19 protein-coding genes and 3 tRNA genes are annotated in these 16,821 nt (G+C 69.2%); 15 read left to right on the top strand and 7 right to left on the bottom strand.

The window, feature by feature from the left end; translation table 11 throughout:
• Positions 1 to 13 precede the first annotated feature (13 nt).
• The 7 genes from CK500_RS10850 to CK500_RS10820 all read left to right on the top strand — a co-directional run bounded on the left by CK500_RS10850 (position 14) and on the right by CK500_RS10820 (position 5,677).
• Positions 14 to 469, top strand: a complete 456-nt coding sequence (locus CK500_RS10850) for a DUF5814 domain-containing protein (RefSeq protein WP_095637239.1) — start codon at positions 14 to 16, stop codon at positions 467 to 469.
• A 208-nt stretch (positions 470 to 677) separates the two neighbouring features.
• On the top strand, positions 678 to 1,109 hold the full coding sequence (locus CK500_RS10845; protein WP_095637238.1) for a hypothetical protein: 432 nt from the start codon (positions 678 to 680) through the stop codon (positions 1,107 to 1,109).
• 319 nt (positions 1,110 to 1,428) lie between these two features.
• On the top strand, positions 1,429 to 2,265 hold the full coding sequence (locus CK500_RS10840) for a COX15/CtaA family protein (protein WP_095637376.1): 837 nt from the start codon (positions 1,429 to 1,431) through the stop codon (positions 2,263 to 2,265).
• 107 nt (positions 2,266 to 2,372) lie between these two features.
• Positions 2,373 to 3,170, top strand: a complete 798-nt coding sequence (locus CK500_RS10835; RefSeq protein WP_095637237.1) for a basic amino acid ABC transporter substrate-binding protein — start codon at positions 2,373 to 2,375, stop codon at positions 3,168 to 3,170.
• A gap of 1 nt (position 3,171) precedes the next feature.
• Positions 3,172 to 4,008, top strand: coding sequence for an amino acid ABC transporter permease (locus CK500_RS10830; RefSeq protein ID WP_095637236.1), 837 nt, complete (start codon positions 3,172 to 3,174; stop codon positions 4,006 to 4,008).
• Complete coding sequence (locus CK500_RS10825) at positions 4,005 to 4,751, top strand: amino acid ABC transporter ATP-binding protein (RefSeq protein WP_095637235.1); 747 nt, start codon at positions 4,005 to 4,007, stop codon at positions 4,749 to 4,751. The genes CK500_RS10830 and CK500_RS10825 overlap by 4 nt, the downstream gene beginning before the upstream one ends.
• Positions 4,751 to 5,677 carry an amino acid ABC transporter permease gene (locus CK500_RS10820; protein WP_095637234.1) on the top strand — a complete coding sequence of 309 codons (927 nt, stop codon included), beginning with the start codon at positions 4,751 to 4,753 and terminating at the stop codon, positions 5,675 to 5,677. Before CK500_RS10825 ends, CK500_RS10820 begins: the two co-directional genes overlap by 1 nt.
• A 24-nt stretch (positions 5,678 to 5,701) precedes the next feature.
• Here CK500_RS10820 and CK500_RS10815 read toward each other — a convergent pair whose 3' ends face one another.
• On the bottom strand, positions 5,702 to 6,781 hold the full coding sequence (locus CK500_RS10815; RefSeq protein WP_095637233.1) for a zinc-dependent alcohol dehydrogenase family protein: 1,080 nt from the start codon (positions 6,779 to 6,781) through the stop codon (positions 5,702 to 5,704).
• A gap of 246 nt (positions 6,782 to 7,027) precedes the next feature.
• Between CK500_RS10815 and CK500_RS10810 the strand changes: the two genes are divergently transcribed.
• Positions 7,028 to 8,233, top strand: coding sequence for a sensor histidine kinase (locus CK500_RS10810; protein WP_095637375.1), 1,206 nt, complete (start codon positions 7,028 to 7,030; stop codon positions 8,231 to 8,233).
• A gap of 56 nt (positions 8,234 to 8,289) precedes the next feature.
• Here the strand turns inward: CK500_RS10810 and CK500_RS10805 are convergent, their stop codons facing one another.
• A complete protein-coding gene (locus CK500_RS10805) occupies positions 8,290 to 9,810 on the bottom strand; it encodes a replication factor C large subunit (protein WP_095637232.1) in 1,521 nt (506 codons plus the stop codon).
• Between the two features lie 185 nt (positions 9,811 to 9,995).
• Between CK500_RS10805 and CK500_RS10800 the strand changes: the two genes are divergently transcribed.
• Positions 9,996 to 10,631: a DsbA family oxidoreductase gene (locus CK500_RS10800; RefSeq protein WP_095637231.1), complete on the top strand. Its 636-nt coding sequence runs from the start codon at positions 9,996 to 9,998 to the stop codon at positions 10,629 to 10,631.
• A gap of 59 nt (positions 10,632 to 10,690) precedes the next feature.
• Here the strand turns inward: CK500_RS10800 and CK500_RS10795 are convergent.
• From CK500_RS10795 to CK500_RS10775, 5 genes are all read right to left on the bottom strand, one after another.
• Positions 10,691 to 10,761 (bottom strand) — tRNA-Pro (locus CK500_RS10795).
• A gap of 74 nt (positions 10,762 to 10,835) precedes the next feature.
• Positions 10,836 to 11,840, bottom strand: coding sequence for an RNA-guided pseudouridylation complex pseudouridine synthase subunit Cbf5 (locus tag CK500_RS10790; protein WP_095637230.1), 1,005 nt, complete (start codon positions 11,838 to 11,840; stop codon positions 10,836 to 10,838).
• Positions 11,841 to 11,875: 35 nt separating this feature from the next.
• Positions 11,876 to 12,454, bottom strand: coding sequence for a (d)CMP kinase (gene cmk / locus CK500_RS10785; RefSeq protein WP_095637229.1), 579 nt, complete (start codon positions 12,452 to 12,454; stop codon positions 11,876 to 11,878).
• A gap of 94 nt (positions 12,455 to 12,548) precedes the next feature.
• Entirely contained in the window at positions 12,549 to 12,887 is a 339-nt protein-coding gene (locus CK500_RS10780) for a hypothetical protein (protein ID WP_095637228.1), read from the bottom strand.
• Complete coding sequence (locus CK500_RS10775) at positions 12,877 to 13,917, bottom strand: zinc-binding dehydrogenase (RefSeq protein WP_095637227.1); 1,041 nt, start codon at positions 13,915 to 13,917, stop codon at positions 12,877 to 12,879. Before CK500_RS10775 ends, CK500_RS10780 begins: the two co-directional genes overlap by 11 nt.
• A 285-nt stretch (positions 13,918 to 14,202) precedes the next feature.
• Between CK500_RS10775 and CK500_RS10770 the strand changes: the two genes are divergently transcribed.
• The 6 genes from CK500_RS10770 (at position 14,203) to CK500_RS10745 (ending at position 16,802) form a co-directional block, all read left to right on the top strand.
• Positions 14,203 to 14,288: transfer RNA gene (locus tag CK500_RS10770), tRNA-Ser, on the top strand.
• Positions 14,289 to 14,345: 57 nt separating this feature from the next.
• On the top strand, positions 14,346 to 14,867 hold the full coding sequence (locus tag CK500_RS10765) for a 30S ribosomal protein S13 (RefSeq protein ID WP_095637226.1): 522 nt from the start codon (positions 14,346 to 14,348) through the stop codon (positions 14,865 to 14,867).
• A complete protein-coding gene (locus CK500_RS10760) occupies positions 14,864 to 15,391 on the top strand; it encodes a 30S ribosomal protein S4 (protein ID WP_095637225.1) in 528 nt (175 codons plus the stop codon). The genes CK500_RS10765 and CK500_RS10760 overlap by 4 nt, the downstream gene beginning before the upstream one ends.
• 6 nt (positions 15,392 to 15,397) lie before the next feature.
• Positions 15,398 to 15,790 carry a 30S ribosomal protein S11 gene (locus CK500_RS10755; RefSeq protein WP_004595254.1) on the top strand — a complete coding sequence of 131 codons (393 nt, stop codon included), beginning with the start codon at positions 15,398 to 15,400 and terminating at the stop codon, positions 15,788 to 15,790.
• 1 nt (position 15,791) lies between these two features.
• Positions 15,792 to 16,544, top strand: a complete 753-nt coding sequence (locus tag CK500_RS10750) for a DNA-directed RNA polymerase subunit D (protein ID WP_095637224.1) — start codon at positions 15,792 to 15,794, stop codon at positions 16,542 to 16,544.
• 173 nt (positions 16,545 to 16,717) lie between these two features.
• Positions 16,718 to 16,802: transfer RNA gene (locus tag CK500_RS10745), tRNA-Leu, on the top strand.
• Positions 16,803 to 16,821: the final 19 nt, after the last annotated feature.

The raw sequence follows: 16,821 nt of genomic DNA, 5'->3' as shown, positions 1-16,821 counted from the left end.
TCGGCGGGCAACCGTGGCGTTCACCGACAAGATCTACGTGAAGAACCACCGGCAGCTCGCCTCCCAGCTGGAGACGAACATCCCGAAGGGGGCCTTCGCCGGCGCGACGCTCGACATGCTGTTCACCGGCGACGGGCTCTCGAAGCTGGACGAGACGACGCGGGACCGGATCTTGGACTTCGCGGAGGACTTCCTCGACTGCGACTGTCAGGCGAACCCCTACTGCGGCTGCCCGGAGGAGAAGTTCATGCGGTACGTCCTCGAACTGCGCGCCGAGGGGCTCGGCCCGCAGGCGATCGTCGACGTGATGAGCGACGACTACATGGTGTACGCCTACACCGGCGACGTGCTCTCGTTCCTCGACGACTCGGTGCGGCAGTTGGAGGCGGTCGAGACCCTCGCCGACGTCGAGGGGAACGAGGAGATGTCGGAGCGGGCGCGGAGAGCGAAGCGGGAGCTGTCCGGCTGAATCGACGGTCGGGTGGCGCCGTCGCTCGTGATTCGCGTTGTTGAACTCCTCAGCGGTGACGGTGTCACGTCCTCGATCGCTCAGTACCGGGGACATGCCGCGGGTCGAGGGCGGTTGTAGTCATCAAACGCATTCGATGGCGACACCGAAACCCGTAGAGCGGAGCTCTCCACACACTATTTCTCCTCATACGTTGTGATCTCCGGGTATGATCGCGCTAACACCGATCGGCTCTCAGTCAGTTCGACCACAGCTACTCCTCTATCCGTTAGGGGTCTGGGCGCTGATGGCGGTCGTTGCCGTCCTGAACGGCGGCTTCAGGGAGGTGGTGCTGATACCCCGCGTCGGGGAGTATCCGGGCCACGTGCTGAGTACGGCGATGTTGGTCCTCGCCATTCTCGGAATCTCGTTCGGCTACTTCCAGTGGACGGCTGTCGAGTATACGCAAGTAGAGCTGCTTCTGGTGGGCGTTCTCTGGACCGTCTTCACTGTCGGCTTCGAATTCCTCGTGGGCTACGTCGAGAACACGCCCGTATCGGTCACGCTTGGCCAGTACAACGTGTTCGCGGGACAGGTCTGGATCGCCGTCCCGCTGACGCTGTTAGTAAGCCCGCTCCTGTTCGGTTGGTATCTCTCGTGACGGTACAGCGGCCGACGTGTTCCGATACCACGGGCGAGAATGCGGCCGGGGATCCGTCGAACAGCGACCTCCCAGTTACACTCCTCAGCGACCGCACCTCGCGCCTCCCCGACCCCTCGAACGCGCTCCTCGCGGTCGCCTGCCGGCGGCCACTCGAGGGCGCGCGCCAGCCGCGAACCTGCTTATAATTGGGCCGCCGCCGCGTTCCCGGCTCCTCGGAGCGGCCGAACGGTCTAAGTGCGCTCGCGTCCGAACTCGACCAATGAGTCTTCGGCCCGCGTGGCTGACGTTCAGGCGATACGCGGCGGCGACGACCGGGATGACGCTGGTGTTGTTCTCGCTCGGGGTCTACACCGCGGCGACCGGGTCCGGGCTGGCGTGTCAGGCCCAGTGGCCGCTCTGCTCCGACCAGCTCATCCCGGCGCTGACGATCAACCCGGACTTCATCGAGTGGTTCCACCGCGTGTGGGCGATGGTCACCGGCTTCCTCATCATCGGCGTCGCCGGATGGACGTGGCTCGGGGGCCTCGACCGTCGGACCCGGCTGGCCGCGACGCTCGCGGTCGCGATCCTCCCGCTGCAGATCACGGTCGGCGCCCTCACAGTTACCCTCGGCGGGCTCGTTCCCGGCGGGTACACGGTGTCGACGCACGCGGCCCACCTGATCGTCGCGCTGGGGATCTTCACCCTGCTCGGGCTGGCCACGATCTGGGGCGGCGGCCGCGGCTCCCCGAGACTGCTCCGGGCCGCGATCGGGGTCGCCGCGGTCGGAATCGTCGCCAGCGCGGTGTTCTCGCGTGCGGTCCCCTTCGTCACCTACGCGCCGGGCGCGCAGGCGGGCTTCTACGTGACCGGACTCGCCGGTCACCTCGGCCTCGTCGCGGCCGTCGCGTACGCCACGGAGGCCGTTCGGACCGGCTACCCGGGGCTCGATCGGTCGACCGCGGCGACGGTTCGCCTGCTCGCCGCCGGCTCGATGGCCGCGCTGGTCGCCACCCTGCTTTTAGGCCGCGATCTGGTGTTGTACACCGCGTTCTGGCAGCGGCTCAACCTCGTCGCGCTCGGCGTCGCCGCTGCTCTCGCGCTCGGCGCCGCGTGGGCGGTCAGGGGCGTCGGGTCGGAGGGGACGACGGCGGGCCCGGTGCGCGGCGACTGAGTGCCGGCCAATCCGTCTGAGTGCCGGTCGACCCGTCTGAGGCTCCGTCGGGCGGACGACCCGCCCGAGGAGGAAAGGTTGAAATCAGTTCCCGTTCACCCACCGGTATGTCATACCGCACGGAGACGGACGTGAGCCGTCGGACGTACCTGAAGCTGACCGGTGGCGCAAGCGCCGTCGGACTGACCGGCGTCGCCGGTTGCCTCGGCGACGACAGCACCACGATCACCCCGGGCACCGCGCCCGGCTTCCCGCCGTTCGAGATGCAGCAGGACGGCGAGCTGGTCGGCTTCGACATCGACCTGCTGGAGGCCGTCGTCGCGGAGACCGACTACGAGCTGGGCGAGTGGGCCACCTTCGAGTTCGACTCGCTCATCCCCGCGCTCACCCAGAACGAGGAGATCGACGTGATCGCCGCCGCGATGACGATCACCGAGGACCGCCAAGAGACGATCGCCTTCTCCGACCCCTACTGGGAGTCCGACCAGGCGATCCTCGTGCGCGAGGGCGGCGACTTCCAGCCGTCGTCGTGGGAGGACTTCGAAGGCGTCCGCGTGGGCGCGCAGTCCGGGACCACCGGCGCGGACCAGGTGTCGTCGAACCTCATCGACCCCGAGATCATCTCCGAGGACGACTACTCCTCGTACGACAGCTACGTGTTCGCGGTCGAGGACCTCGAGAACGAGAACGTCGACGCCGTCGTCATCGACCTGCCCGTCGCGGAGACGTTCGCGGCCAACCGCGACGTGGAGGTCGCGTTCATCGAGGAGACCGGCGAGCAGTTCGGCTTCGGCATCCGGCAGGGCGAGTCGGAGTTCCAGTCGGCGCTGAACGACGGGCTCGCGACCGTCCGCGACGACGGGACGTACAGCGAGATCACGAGCACCTGGTTCGGTCAGGAGTAGGATGTCGGATCCGGCGACGCTCGCGCTCGCCGCGGCCGCCAGCGCCGCGGTCGAACTCCCGGCGTGCGGCGGCCTCCCGATCTCGGCCGGCGACGGGCTCGCGACGCTCGCGCCCGTCGGGCAGTCCGCCGACTGGTCGTTCGTCGGCGAGGCCGTGGACTGGGAGTTCGTGTTCCGGAACGCCGACTACCTCGGCGTCGGCGCCCTGTTGACGATCGGGCTCACGGTCGCGTCGATCCTGCTCGGGTTCGTCGTCGGGTTCCCGGCCGGCGCGGTCGAGGTGTACGGCGACGGCTACCTCAAACGGGCAGTCAGCACGGTCGGGATCGTGCTCCGCGGGACCCCGATCGTCGTGATCCTCATCGTGATGTACTTCGTCGTCGGCGTCCCGCAGATCAACCTCGGCGTCGCCACGATCTCCTCGGCGATGACCGCCGGAATCTTAGGGCTCGGCCTGCGCAGCGCCGCGTACCAGTCGCAGATCTTCCGGGCGACCCTTTCGAGCGTCGACGAGGGACAGCTCGAGGCGGGACGCTCGATCGGGCTCTCGCGGTTCGAGGCGGTCCGGTACGTCGTCGTTCCGCAGGCCCTGCGCCGGTCGATCCCGGGGTTCCAAAACGAGTTCACGATCGTCTTGAAAGACACCAGCATCGTGTTCGCTATCGGGCTCGCTGAGCTGCTCACACGGGGGTACGACCTGTTCTCGGAGCAGACGACCGCGGTGCTCGAAGTGGTCCTCTTCATCAGTGCAATCTACTTCGTCCTCACGTTCACGACGAACCGCGCGCTCGACTACCTCGGCGACTACTACGCGATCCCGGAGGGGGAGTCGGCGTGAGTGACGACGAGTTCCTCCGCGTGTCGGACGTCTCGAAGTGGTACGGCGAGGAGAAGGTCCTCGAAGAGGTCTCCTTCGAGATGGACCGGGGCGACGTGACCGTCCTGATCGGTCCCTCCGGCTCCGGGAAATCGACCATGCTGCGCTGCGTCAACCGGCTCGCGGAGGCGCAGGAGGGGTCGATCCTGCTGGACGGCGAGGAGGTGCTCTCGCCGGACCTCGACGTCGACGAGCTCCGCCGCGAGGTCGGGATGGTGTTCCAAGGGTTCAACCTGTTCGCGCACCTCACCGCGGTGGGCAACGTCGCGCTCGGCCCGCGGCGCGTGCTCGGCCTCTCGGAGACGGCGGCCCGCGAGCGCGCCGAGGCGCAGCTGGAGCGCGTCGGGCTCGGCGAGCAGTTCGACTCGTACCCCGCGGAGCTGTCCGGGGGCCAACAGCAGCGGGTCGGCATCGCCCGCGCGCTGGCGATGGAGCCGAAGCTCATGCTGTTCGACGAGCCGACGAGCGCGCTCGACCCCGAGCTCATCGGCGAGGTGTTGGAGGTGATGCACGGGCTCGTCGACGAGGGGATGACGATGCTCGTGGTCACCCACGAGATGAGCTTCGCCCGCGAGGTCGCCGACGAGATCGTGTTCTTGGACGACGGCCGCGTGGTCGAGCGGGGACCGCCGGAACAGCTGTTCGATCACCCCGAGGAGGAACGGACCGGCCGGTTCCTCGAACGGATCGCGAGTCACGACTGATGGCGAGCGCGACGAGACCCGCGACGGTCCGGGAACGCGTGGCCGACTCCGATCGCTCGGTCGGCCGGCTCCTCCTCGTCGCCGCCGGGGCGCTGTTCTGGGGCTGGCTCGTCGTGAGCTGGGTCAACCGATGGCTCGGGGGCGTCCTCGTGCCGGTCGGACAGCCGCTCGTTCCGGCGGGCGCCGTCGAGGCGACGCTGGCGGCGATCCCGGGCCTCGCCGCGTACGCGTCCGACGCCGCGTTCGTCGTCGAGCTCACGCCGGAGCTGGCCCGGGGGACGTGGCTCACGGTCGTGATCACCGCCGTGAGCCTCGCGGTCGGCTTCGTCCTCGCCGTCCCGCTGGCGGTGGCCCGCGTGTACGGCCGGTTCTCGGCGTGGGTCTCGCTGGGGTACACGGAGCTGTTGCGCGGGACGCCCCTCCTCGCGCAGCTGTTCGTGCTCTACTACGGGCTCAACCTCGCGAGCTACGTCCCCGGCGCGCTCTCGGGCGTGTTCGCGCGGGACGTGGTCTGGGTGGCGATCCTCGGGTTCACGCTCAACGGGGCGGCCTACCAGGCGGAGTACATCCGCGGCGCCTTAGAGAGCGTCGAGGAGGGGCAGATCACCGCTGGCCGCGCGATCGGCCTGTCGAAGCTGGAGACGATCTACTACGTCGTGCTCCCGCAGGGGCTCCGGTACGCGATCCCGTCGTGGACCAACGAGTTCGTCTACCTGATCAAGTACTCGTCGCTGGCGGGCTTCATCACGGTCCCCGAGCTCTACTACCGGGCCGACCAGATCGCCTCCGAGACGTTCCGGTACACCCTCATCTTCGTCGTGACCGGCGTGACGTACCTCGCCTTGGTCCTCACCGCGTCGAAGCTGATGGAGCGCGTCGAAGACCGGGTCGCCATCCCCGGGATCGGCTCCGGGAGCGAGGAGTGAGACGCGGCCCCGTCCCGCGGACCGTCAGTTCGCGAAGTCGGTGACGACCTCAACGCCGCGCGCGTCGTACTCGTCCATCGCGGCGAGCCGGTCGGAGACCGCCGAGAGCGCCAGATCGTCGCTCACCAGCGCGGCGGGGTCCACGTCGGTCGCTTCGATCAGGGCGAACAGGTCGTCGTAGCTCGTCGGGGGCATCCCGCGCGAGCCGACGAACGACACCTCCCAGCGGGTCATCCAGTCGGTCGGGAGCGACACCTCGCCGCGCTCGGCCTCGGTGGTCAGCCCGACCTGCACGTGCGTCCCCCGGGGGCGCACGGACCGGACCGAGTTCCGGCACGTCTCGGCGATCCCGAGCGCGTCGACCGAGACGGTCGCCCCGCCGTCGGTCAGGTCGCGAATCCGGTCCGGCACCGCGGTCTCGCCGTCGCCGAGATCGGTCGGGTTCACGGTCTCGTCGGCGCCCAGATCGCGGGCGAACGAGAGGGCCTCGTCGTCGACGTCGACCGCGACGGTCCGGGCGCCGAGCGCGTCGCCCAGTTGGACCGCGGAGAGCCCGACGCCGCCGCAGCCGTGGACGGCCAGCCACTCGCCGCCGCCGAGTTCGGCCCGCTCCGCGAGGGCGTGGTACGCCGTCATGTACCGGCAGCCGAGCGCGGCCGCCGCGGTGGCCCCGAGCCACGGCGGGCGCTCGACGAGGTTGTAGTCGGCGTCCGGGACGGCGACGCGCTCGGCGAACGCGCCGGGGGCGTCGGGCTCGAAGCCGAGCGCCCGTCCGTCGTCGCAGACGTTCCCGTGTCCGCGCCGGCAGCGCGGACAGGTGCCGTCGCCGAGCGAGAAGGGGACGACGACGCGGTCGCCCGGCGCGAAGCGCTCGACCGCGTCGCCAACCGCGACCACCTCGCCGGCGGGCTCGTGGCCGAGCACCTGTCCGCGGGGGACGCGGTCGTCGGCCCACTCGCCGTGGCCGGCCCACGCGTGCCAGTCGCTCCGACAGACGCCGCAGGCCGCGACGCGAACCACGGCGCCGTCCGGGCCGGGCTCCGGGTCGGGGACCTCGCGGACGTCCAGCGGTTCGCCGTACTCGCGGAGGATCGCGGCGCGCATACCGGCCCCACGATCCGGAGGCGATTAAAACCGACTTCCGCGATCAGGCTGTCAGACACGTGTTTTGTCCGTGATAAGAGACGTGTCCGAACTATCGAGGAGATTTGTTTTTGTCCGAAAGGCCCTCTTTTAACGGGTTTGAGTGCCAGATAATGTTGATTGGATGCCGTCGTCTCCAGTAACAAAGCTGATACACGAGAAAGGTTTATTATCCAACAGTTGGGTGTATCACGTGTGACGCAGCCGATGGGGAGTCGGCCGGGGGTCGCGTATCGGCGACCGGACGGCGATCCGACGCAGCTCGTCGTCGAGGCCGCCGGCGAGTCGCGGCTGAACCCGGAGGCGCTGCCGCGGTCCGACTGGCTCCGGGTCGTCGAGTCGGAGGACAGGAGCCGGCTCCGCGACGCGCTCGACGAGGGCCCGGTCGACGTGACGTATCGACTGTCGGTCGGGGACGACTGCGAGTGGATCCACGAGCGCGGAGCGCGCGACGAGGACGGCGACGTCGTCGGCTACCTCTTCCCCGCCGACGACCGGGTCCAGCGCCGCAAACAGCTCGAACAGCAGCGCGAGCGGTTAGAGGAGTTCGCCAGCGTCGTGTCGCACGACCTGCGGAATCCGCTCTCGGTCGCGGTGGGGAACATCGAACTAGCTCGGGAGTTCGACGGCGAGGAGGCCGACGAGCGGCTGGACCGCGCTCAGGACGCCCTCGACTACATGGACGACCTCATCGGGGACCTCCTCGCGCTCGCCCGCGAGGGGCGAACGGTCGAGGAGACCGCGACGATCGACCTCCGGACCGTCGTGGATCAGGCGTGGCGGACGATCGGCGCGCCGGAGGCCGTCGATCTCGTCGTGGCCGACCCGCTCCCGTGGATCGAGTGCGACCGCGGGCGACTCCGGCAGGCGCTGGAGAACCTCTTCCGCAACGCGATCGAACACGGGGCGGGTGACGACATCTCGATCGATATCGGCGACGGGAGCGCCGAGCGAGCGAGCGACGGGATCGATCCGGACGCCTTCGGCGGCGGGCGAGGATCCGACTCCGAGCCTGACGCGTTCGAAGGCGACGCTGGCGAGACCGACGAGTCCGAGACCGACCCGTCGCTCCGGGTGTTCGTGGGTCGGCTGCCGGACGGCTTTTACGTCGCCGACGACGGCGCGGGGATCGACCCGTCGGACCGCGACGCCGTGTTCGATCCGGGCCACTCGACCGACACCGACGGGACCGGGTTCGGGCTCTCCATCGTCGACCGCATCGCGGAGGCCCACGGCTGGGAGGTGTCGGTGGCGGAGAGCCGGGCGGGCGGCGCCCGGTTCGAGTTCACCGGCGTCGACCTCACCGACCCCGAGGGGACCGGCGCCGTCGATCCCGAACCGAACGAGAGTCCCGCCTCGGAATCCGCCGAGGTCAGCTCTCGGAGCGGCTCGGAGACGCCGCAGAGCGAGTGATACCGCAACCGTAACCGCGGACTTCTACCGCCAGATCTCGTCCGTTCGCCGCTCGCTCAGACGAAGTCGCCCAGCCCCGCCTGCCCGTCGTCGCCGTCGGTGTCCTCGCCGGCAGCGCCGTCGTCAGCGGTCCCGTCGTCACCGAGCGCCGTCTGGTCGGCAGCTGTGCCGTCGTCTCCGCTCTCGGTGGCCCCGTCGGATCCGTCGACCCCGCCGTCGCCGTCGGCCGAATCGGACTCGTTCGCCGCGCGGCGCCCCCCGGCGAAGGCGCCCTCGGCGTGGTCCTCCATCCGCTCCTCGCGGAGCGCCTGCGCGTCCTCGACGATCGATTCCACCTTGTTCGTCGACTCGCCGGAGCCGGTGACGAAGGCGACGCCCGCCTCGTCGAGGTCGTAGGCCGCCGCCATCGCGACCGTCAGCTCCCGGGGCTTACAGTGGTGGGTGACCGCCTGCAGGAACGGGAGCACCTCGCGGCGCGCGGTCGCGACGCTGCACCCGCTCGCGGCCGCGATCTGCCCGACCACCTCGTCCGCGGTGGCGTCCGAGGACGACCAGAACTGCGGGCGGCCGTAGCGGGTCCACCCGCCCTTCTCCCCGTCGCGCGCGGCGGCGACGCCCGCGGCAGCGTTGTCGGTGGCGTAGCGCCAGTACGAGTAGTTCTGCGTGGCGCGGACGCGCCCCAGCCACACGTCGGCGTTCGCGAGGAAGTCGTACGCGCGGACCGCCTCCATCGGCTCGTACACGTCGAGGACGTTGTTCTCGATCCACTTCGTGAGGTCGTCGGGCGTCTCGTCGACCGCGTACGCCGACTGGAGCGCCTCCTCCGCCGACTCCTCTTTGAGGACCGCGTCGAGGAACGGGAACAGGCCGAGCGCCTTGTCGCGGTCGCCGGTGACCACGTCCTCGACCGCAATCGCGTCCCGGCCCTCGGTGGCGGCCTGCAGGTCGTTGATCGCGCCGCGGAGGTCGCCGCGGTTGCGCTCCGCGATCCGCTCTAAGGCGTCGGACTCGAACTCGATCCCCTCCTTCCGACACACGTCGCGGAGGACGGGGACGATGGAGCGCGCGGAGACGTCGCGGAACTCGATCTCCTGTGTCGCGTTCCGGAGCCCGCGCGCCATGTCGTAGTAGTCGTTGGCGATGAGGACGATGGGCTGGCCCGACTCCTTGACCAGCTTCGTGATCGCCGAGGCCCCGCCGCGGTCGTAGTTGCCGTGGATGTTGTCGGCCTCGTCCAGGATGACGAGCTGGCGGGAGGCCGTGTCGCCCCCGGCCGCGCCGCCGCCCGCCGCGCTCCCGCCGAGGGTGGCGTTGCGCGCGGCCCGTCCCGCAAAGCGCTCGATGACGTCTGCGGTGCGCTGGTCGGAGGCGTTCAGCTCGACCGTCTCCCACCCCATGTCGTTCGCGAGCGCGTGGGCCGCGCTCGTCTTCCCGACGCCCGGGCTCCCGTGGAGGACGACGGCCTCGCGGTGGTCGTCCCACGACCGCGCCCACTCCGCGAACGCGTCGCGGGCCTTGTCGTTGCCGCGGACCTCCGAGAGCGTGCTCGGGCGGTACTTCTCCGTCCAGTCGGCCATTACCGGTGCAAGGAGCGAGCCGCGTTTAGTGGTTGCGGAGCGCCAGGAGCGACCGGAGCCGGTCGCCCCTCTCGACCGTTCCCGGTCCGCTACCGGCTCGGCCGCTTCCCCCGGCCGACACACCGCTCGCGGTACCGCCCAGGTCACTCGGACGCTTATCAGGTCGGCGGCCGTATCGGACGGTGATGGACGATTCTGACGACGCCGTCGCGATCTACTCGGATTACGTCTGCCCGTTCTGTTACCTCGGTCGCCGGTCGCTCGCGGCGTACCAGGAGACGCGGGACCGCGAGCTCGCGATCGGCTGGCGTCCCTACGACCTCCGCGGTCACAAGCGGGGCCCCGACGGCGAGATCATCCACTCGATCGACGACGGGAAAGACGAGGGGTACTTCGAGCGGGTCCGCCGGGACGTAGATCGTCTGCGCGACGAGTACGGCGCCGAGGCGATGCTCGACCTCGACGACCTCCCCGAGCGCGTGGACTCGTTCGACGCGCAGGTCGCCTCGCTGTACGTGAGCGAGGCGCGTCCGGACCGGTGGCTCGACTTCGACGAGGCCATATTCGAGGCGCTCTGGGTCGACGGGCGGGAGATCGGGGACGCAGACGTGCTCGCCGATCTCGCCGAGGGGGTCGGAATCGAGGGCAACGAGATACGGAGCGCGATCCGCGACGAGGACCGCCGCGCGCGGCTTCGGAGCGCGTTCGCCGAAGCGCGGGACGCGAAGGTCGGCGGCGTCCCGACGTTCGAGTACGAGGGCCGGACGGCGCGCGGCGCGCTGTCGCCCGACCAACTGCGACAGCTCGTCGAGGGGGTCTGAAGTTCCGAAGTCGTTCGCGAAGGAGGTGTCGGCGCCGCTGACGGTGTGAAAAGTCGAAGTGGGACCGCTGAGAGTCGAACTCAGGTCATACGGACCCCATCCGCATAGGATACCACTACCCCACGGTCCCTGTCTGCATCCGGAAAAATGAGAGTCCGGTAATTAAGGACTTCGTTTCACTCGTCTCCGCCGACTCCGACGCCCTCAGACGAGCACGCGCTCCAGCGAGACGACGACGCCAGATTCGGCCTCCGGATCGCCGACCAGCCGGCCGAGACACACCGCGGAACCGTCTGGAGTGTGGCAGGCGACGAGCGGGGCGTCGTCGCTTCCGTCGCCGTTCTCGTCCGGGCCCTCGTCGGCGTCGACGCCGTCCGCCTCGATCACGCCGGGGGCGTAGACGGGCGCGCCGGTGGCGACGTTGCGCGCGGCGGAGGGTGCGATCGTCACGCTCGGAAGGTGGACCAGCGCGTCCTCGGCGGGGCGGACGACCTCGCGGAGGAGCTCCTCGTCGCCCGCCTCGGCCCACGCCAGCCCGTCGACGAGGTCCTGTAAGGGGTGTAAGTCGCCGTCGTCGAAGGGGTCGGTGGCGGTGCGTCGGAGGTGGCCCATGTGCGCGCCGACGCCGGTCGCGAGGCCGATGTCGTGACACAGCTTCCGGATATACGTCCCGGACTCGCACCGGATCCGGAGGAGGGCCTGTCGGTCGTCGACCGCCAGCACGTCGAGGTCGTGGATCGTGCGGGTGCGGAGCCGGCGGGTCACCGCGCTCTTGCGCGGCGGCTTCTGGTAGATCTCCGCCTCGAACTCGGCGACCACGTCGCGGAAGTCTGCGGGGGGCGACCCGTGGAGCTCCAGCACCGAGACGTACTCCTTGCTGCCCTCCAGAAACACCTGCGCGGCGCGGGTCGCGTCGCCGGTCAGCGTCGGGAGACAGCCCGTGACCTTGGGGTCGAGCGTCCCGGCATGTGCGACCCCGTCGATCCGGGGACCGTCCGGGTCCAGCGCCGCCAGCGTCTCGTTGATCGCGTCGCGCACCCACGCGGAGAGCTGGTGGGAGGAGGGGCCGGCGGGCTTGTCGACGTTGACGACGCCGAACCGGAGCAGCTCCGGGACCGACCGCTGGTCGGGCGGGGCTCGGAGGGGATCCTCGCCGCGATCGGATTCGGAGTCGTCGTCGGAATCGGTGTCGTCTGCGTGTCGAGTCATGCGGGGGTGTAGAGAGTGTAACGGGTGTTCGGCGGTCAGAAGTCGTAGCTCACGCCCTCGATCGGCGCCTTCCCCTCGTCTGTCTCGGGGTCGTACGCGTCGATGGTCGCGACGAGGACGTCGATGAACGGCTCCGGCCCCCACCGAGCGGTGTTGTACGCGGCGTCGTAGATCGACAGGTCGTCGATGTCGACGTCGTAGTACTCGCGGTACCGCTTCCGCTCGGAGGCCTCGCGGCGCTCCGTCTCGGCCTTCGCGCGGTCGACCGGCTTCGCCTCGCGCTCGGCGATGCGCTCGGCGCGGGTCGAGACGGGGGCGTCGAACCAGAACCGGAAGTCGGCGTGGTCCGCGGAGAGCCAGCCGGCGAGCCGCGACTCCAGCACGAGGTCGTCGCGGGTCGCGGCGATCTCGTGGAGCCGGCGGTCCAGGTCCCGGTCGATCTGGGGGTCCTCCTCCGCGAACTCGTTGAACTCGACGGGCGTCATGTCGCGTTCGGCCGCCATCTCGCGGAAGATGTCCCCGCCGGAGACGTGATCGAGGTCGAGTCGATCGGCGAGGGCCGCTGCGTTCGTGCTCTTCCCGCTTCCCGGCGGGCCGGAGACGGTGATCAACATATCGCTACTGCGCGGGTGTCGTTCAAAACGGTTGTCGTTCGGCGCGCGGGGGCGGGAGAGCGGCGCCACCGCGGCGCCGTCGACCGGCGCCCGTCTACTGGTCCCGCGTCGCCGCGGTCATCGACCAGACGGCGACCAGCCCGAGTAGGACCGCCGGGACGAGCGGCAGGGCGAGGTACGTCGCGAAAAACGAGAAGCCGAGCGCCCCCGCGGCGTACGGGTACACGTAGATGATGCCGGGGATGACGAGGATGCAGGTGAAAAGCACCGCCGTCAGCGCCCACCCCTTCCGGCCGAAGCCGTCGGCCTCGGGCTCGGAGTCCCCGGTGTCGTCTCTGCCCGGGGTGCCCCCGTCGTCGCCGACCTCGCCCGGCACGTGGACGTAGCCGCCGTCCGTGCTCTCGCCGGCGTCGCCGTCGTCTTCAGAGCTCACTGTCCGGTCTAACGACCACTTTGCCAAAGCCCTCACGGTTCTCGATCATCTCGTGGGCGCGCGCGGCCTCGCTCATCGGGAGCGTCTCGCGGACGCGCGGCTCGAACGTGCCGTCCCAGACGAGCTCCAGCACGTCGTCGACCTCGCCGGGGGTCGCCATCGTCGAGCCGATCACGGACAGCTGGTTCCAGAAGATCCGGTTGAGTCCGGCGTCGGGGTTCGGGCCGGTGGTCGCGCCGCAGGTGACGAGCCGACCGCCCTTCGCCATCGACTTCAGCGAGTTCGGGTACGTCGCCTCGCCGATGTGGTCGACGACGACGTCGACGCCGCGGCGGTCGGTCAGTTCGGCGATCTCCTCGGCGAAGTCGTTCGCCTCGTAGTCGATGACGTGGTCGGCGCCGCACTCCTCGGCGTGCGAGAGCTTCTCCTCGGTGGAGGCGGTCGCGAACACCTCGCAGCCGGCGTGGTCCGCGATCTGCACCGCGGCGTGGCCGACGCCGCCGGAGGCGCCCAGGACGAGCACCTTCTCGCCGGCCTCGATATCGGCGCGGGTCTGGAGCATCCGCCACGCGGTCTGGAAGACGAGGGAGGCGGAGCCCGCGACCTCCCAGTCGACGCCCGATGGGACCGGCACGAGGTTCTCGGCGGGCACGGCCGCGCGCTCGGCGTGGACGCCGCGGACGTGCTCGCCGATGATGTGGAAGGAGGGACACAGCGACTCCTCGCCGTGGCGGCAGAACTCGCACTCGCCGCAGGAGACGCCGGCGCTCACGGCGACGCGATCGCCGGGCTCGAAGCGCGTCACGCCCTCGCCGACGGCCTCGACGACGCCGGCCGCGTCGCTGCCGGGGATGTGCGGCATCTCCAGGTCGATGCCGGGCATCCCGCGTCGCGTCCAGATATCAAGGTGGTTCAGCGCGCCCGCCTTGACGTCGACGAGGACCTCGCCGCGGTCCGGCTCGGGGTCCGGGAACTCGCCGTATTCGATCACGTCGCGGTCGCCATGGGAGTCGAACTGGACGGCCTTCATGGGGTGATCCAGCCGCGGCACCCACTAAACAGTACGCCAAACGGAACTCGCGAACGGAACTCGCACTCGGTGCGTATCTCTCCGGTCCGATTCAGACGGTGGCGCATCCGCTACGTTAACCGTCCTCACCCGTCATCAGCCACGTTAACCGTCCTCACCCGTGTGAGCCGGGCGCATCCGCCCCGAGCCTTTCGTGATGTTTAAGTACTGAAAGGGGGACCATACGGATGCACGAACTGCAGGGGCACCGGGTCCCGAGTCCACGAGGGCGATGATACAACGCGGGTTGCGGTAGCCAAGCCTGGCCCAAGGCGCAGGGTTGCTAACTCTGTGGCGTCACTGCCTCCGGGGTTCGAATCCCCGCCGCAACGCTCGAACGGACCGAGCACCGCCGGATTCGCGCCGGTAGGGCTCACCACAACCAACACATGAGCACGGAAGAATCACAGGACGACTCGCCGGAGGAGGAGGAAGACCTCCAGTACTTCGTCCGGATCGGGGGCGCTGACCTCGACGGGACGAAGACGGTCGAGCGAAGCCTGTCCGAACTCGACGGCATCGGCACGCGCACGGCGCGGCTGGTCGCCGAGAAGGCCGACGTGGACCGAAACGCCACGTTCGGGCTCCTCGACGAGGATGACCTCGACGCGGTGGTCGACATCGCCGAGAACCTCGAAGACCACGTCCCGTCGTGGATGACGAACAGACAGAACGACTTCTACTCCGGAGAGACGACGCACCTCGTCGGCACCGACGTCAGCGAGAAGCGTCGCCACGACATCAACCGGATGAAGATCATCGAATCGTACAAGGGCGTTCGCCACAAGCGCGGCCAGAAGGTACGCGGCCAGCGCACGAAGTCCACGGGTCGCTCGGAGGGGACCATCGGGGTCAACGTCGAGGAGATCCGCGAGGAGATGGCGGAAGACGAAGCGGGTGACGAAGAATGAGCACCGGCAAGAACACCAAAGGCTACGAGACGCCGAACCACCCGTACCAGGGCGAGCGCATCGCCGAGGAGTCCGACCTCCTCTCGCGGTACGGTCTCAAGAACAAAGAGGAGTTCTGGCGCGCCCAGTCCGAGCTGCGCAGCATGCGACGCGAGGCGCGTCGGCTGCTCGGCGAGGCCCAGGGCGACGCCGACGCCGCCCAGGAGGCCGGCTCGGAGTTCGTCGCACGGCTCCGCCGGATCGGCATCCTCGGCGACAACGACGACATCTCCGCGGTCCTCTCGCTGGACGTGACCGACCTGCTCGAGCGCCGTCTCCAGACGGTCGCCTACCGGCAGGGGTTCGCGTCCTCCACCCAGCAGGCCCGCCAGTTCATCGTTCACGGCCACATCACCGTCAACGGCGCCCGCGTCACGCGCCCCTCGGTGAAGGTTGACGTGGACGACGAGGGCGCCATCGCCTTCGACGAGAACAGCCCGCTCGCGGACGATCTCCACCCCGAGCGCGCGGAGTCACAGGAGTGAGCAATCATGAGTGAATCCGAAGACGGAGGAAAGTGGGGCATCGCCCACGTGTACGCGTCGTTCAACAACACGCTCATCACGGTCACCGACGAGACGGGCGCCGAGACGATCGCCAAGTCGTCCGGCGGCACCGTGGTGAAGCAGAACCGCGACGAGGCGTCGCCGTACGCCGCCATGCAGATGGCGGAGGTCGTCGCCGAGCGCGTCAAGGACGCCGGCCTGGAGGGCGTGCACGTTCGCGTGCGCGGCCCCGGCGGCAACCTCAACAAGTCCACCGGTCCCGGTGCGCAGGCGACGATTCGCGCGCTCTCGCGTGCGGGCGTCGAGATCGGCCGGATCGAGGACGTCACGCCCATCCCGCACGACGGGACGAAGGCGCCCAAGAACAAGCGAGTCTGACATGACGGAAGACGACTTCGACGTCCAGTACGTCGAACGGGACGAACGCAGCGCGCGGGTGCTGATCCGCGGGCTCACGCCGGCGTTTGCCAACGGCATCCGCCGCGCGATGATCGCCGACGTCCCGACGTTCTCGATCGACACCGTTCGGTTCGTCGAGAACTCCTCCGTCATGTTCGACGAGATGATCGGGCTTCGGCTGGGGCTCGTGCCCCTGACGACGCCGCTCGACGACTTCGAAATCGGCGACGAGGTCACCCTCGCGCTCGACGTCGAAGGCCCGGCGACGGCGTACTCCGGCGACATCGAGAGCGCTGACCCGCTCGTCGAGGTCGCGGACGACAACGTCCCGATCATCGAGCTGAAGGAGGGACAGCGGCTGGAGTTCGAGGCCGACGCGGTGCTCGACACCGGCAAGGAGCACGCCAAACATCAGGGCGGCGTCTCCGTCGGCTACCGCCACCTTCAGCGCGTCTCCGTCGAGGGCGACCTCGGCGAGTTCGACGACGACGAGCCGAACATCCTCCGCGGCGTCATCGAGACGCCCGACGGGGATATCGAGCTCACCGACGAGTTCGACAACGACCTCTCGGAGCGGTTCCCCGGGAAGGAAGTCAGCGTCGAGGACGTCCCCGGCGCGTTCGTGTTCCACATCGAGACGGACGGCTCGTTCGACGTCGAGGAACTGCTGCTCCGCGCGATCGACTCCATCGAGGAGCGCGCGGACGAACTACAGACGAAAGTCGCAGTCTAACGTAATGACGGACCTTCAGACCGCACGCTCGGCGCTCGCCCCTGCACGCAGCCGCGGCGCCGCGACCCGTTCCGACGCCGCGTCGGAGCGATCTGCGCCCGAGTTCGACTCGGGCCGTCCCGACGCCGGGACCGAAAGTGGTTTGAAGGGAGCCGGATTACGCAGGAGTGCACGCAGGGATAGCCAAGTCAGGCCAACGGCGCAGCGTTCAGGGCGCTGTCCTGTAGAGGTCCGCAGGTTCAAATCCTGCTCCCTGCACTCCGTTTTCACTAACTCT

This window comes from Halorubrum salipaludis, assembly GCF_002286985.1.
GTDB classification, from domain to species: Archaea; Halobacteriota; Halobacteria; order Halobacteriales; family Haloferacaceae; genus Halorubrum; species Halorubrum salipaludis.
The sequence above is the reverse complement of the archived record's forward strand: the minus strand, read 5'-3'. Positions and strand labels throughout refer to the sequence as shown.